This window comes from Rodentibacter mrazii, from assembly GCF_001998825.1.
GTDB lineage: Bacteria > Pseudomonadota > Gammaproteobacteria > Enterobacterales > Pasteurellaceae > Rodentibacter > Rodentibacter mrazii.
The window spans coordinates 1-2032 of record NZ_MLHG01000068.1; the positions used below are offsets into that span (position 1 = coordinate 1).

Annotated in this window: 2 protein-coding genes; both read left to right on the plus strand. The window is 37.3% G+C overall.

All coding sequences use genetic code 11. From position 1 onward, the window contains the following. Positions 1-864: RHS repeat domain-containing protein (locus tag BKK47_RS09710; protein ID WP_208603975.1), on the plus strand; the 864-nt coding region annotated here is incomplete at its 5' end. 21 nt (positions 865-885) lie between these two features. Continuing rightward, complete coding sequence (locus BKK47_RS09715; RefSeq protein ID WP_077494651.1) at positions 886-1986, plus strand: tetratricopeptide repeat protein; 1101 nt, start codon at positions 886-888, stop codon at positions 1984-1986. The last annotated feature ends 46 nt before the right edge of the window (positions 1987-2032 follow it).

The following is a 2032-nucleotide window of genomic DNA, read 5'->3' on the forward strand; positions in this document are numbered from 1 at the left end:
ATAAACTACTTCCACTGCGACCAAATCGGTATCCCGAGGGAGATGACGGACAGCCAAGGCAAAGTGATTTGGCGGGGGCGCTATGATGCGTGGGGCGGCTTACACTATGACCGCCACCTCGCCCAACAAAACCAGGGACACCAACCGTTCCGTTTACAGAACCAATATTTTGATGAAGAAACGGGCTTGCATTATAACTTCCTGCGTTATTATGAACCGATGACGGGGCGGTTTATGACACAGGACCCGATTGGGCTTGCGGGAGGAGAGAATTTTTATCAGTTTGCGCCTAATGTACAGGTATGGGTTGATCCATTGGGATTGAATAATTGTCCTTTTGGAAGTCCTGATGTATTAAATAATTTAAAAGCTCATGGTGAAGGACAAGCTCAAATAAAGAAAATAGACCAAGCTGTTGCGACCCAAATGTCTGCAGCAATAGATAAAACTAAAAAAGCAATGGTAGATTCATATCGGGAACTTGAAGGAACGCTGAGTGTCTCTGGAGATTTAAGTTTTTCAGCAGGAGCAAAAACTGGTATTTCAGAAAGAATAATGCTAACTAAAAATAAAGCTAAATATTATCCTGATGCATGTTATGCAGTATCGAAATGTGCAGGTATAGGACCAGATGGTGGAGGAAATGTCGCCATAATGGGAGGATATTCACCATCTGGGACTAGGGTTGGCACATCTACGGAGATCTGTGCATCAGGATCAGCTACAATAATGGGGGGAGTTAAAGGAAGTGCCTGTATAAACCAAGATAATGAAGCCAGCATTTCAGCAGGACCTGCTATTGGTGCAAAATTAGGTGGTATGATAGATACCTGTGTAGTTGAAACTATTTGTGTATTTGATTGATAATAGGAGGAAAATACAATCATGAAATTATTTTTTTCATCTATTCTATACTTTCTTTTTTCAAGTGCAGTGTACGCAAATAATCTGAATTGTGAGAATTTTCTTCAAGAAAAAAATATAACCTATGATACTTTCGAGGGACAGGAAATATACCGTCAAGGTATTGAATATTATAATCAAGCATACGGAGATGATGATAATACTAAAATTGCATTTTGTCTTTTTACTGATGCAAAAGAAAAGTCTGTACCAGATGCAGAAGCCATGCTAAGTGAGTTTTATCAATTAGGCTATATTGTTGATAAAGATTTAAACGAAGCCATTTTATTAGCTAAAAAAGCTTATAAAAAGGGCTCGATATTGTCACTTAATCAACTAGGTATTTATTATGGCGAGAAAAAAGATTTCATAAAAAGCGCCCAATATTATCAAAAGGCAATTGATGAAGGTGACCTTGATGTAGCGAAAGCAAACTTAGGTTTTTTATATTTTACAGGTCGTGGTGTCGAAAAAAATATAGATAAAGCTGTTGAATTAACTAAAAGTGCGCTGTCAACGGATAATAATCGCGTGAAATCCATGGCACTAGCTAACTTAGGTGGTTTTTATTATGCTTTAGGATTAAATAAAGAAGCTTTTCAATGGACAGAACAAGGTGCATTATTAGGCAATGTCACGGCAGAAACCAATCTTGGTTTCTTTTTCGGACACGGAATTGGTGCAACGCCAAATAAAGAACAAGCGTTATATTGGCTAAATAAAGCCGTAGCTCAAAATCATCTTGAAGCCTTATTTATATTAGGAACAATGTATTCAAAAGGAACGGTGGCTATTAAAAAAGATCTTTCTTTAGCATATCACTACTATATGGAAGCGGCAGAAAAAGGTCATAGTATGGCAAAAAATAACCTAGCGAGTATGCTTATCAAAGGTCGGGGAGTGTCTAAAGATGATAAAAAAGCTTTAGCGTTATATCTTGATGCAGCTAATGACGGCAATGTACTTTCAATGTATGCTCTACATCAAATCTATTCTCAAGGTACAGAACATATTTCTAAAGATACCAAGAAAGCTCAATATTGGCTTAATAAAGCCAAACAAAACGGCTTAGTTTTAGAATAACTGCTCCGTTAAAAAACCAATGGTAGTTTTTCTTTTTGCTAAAAAC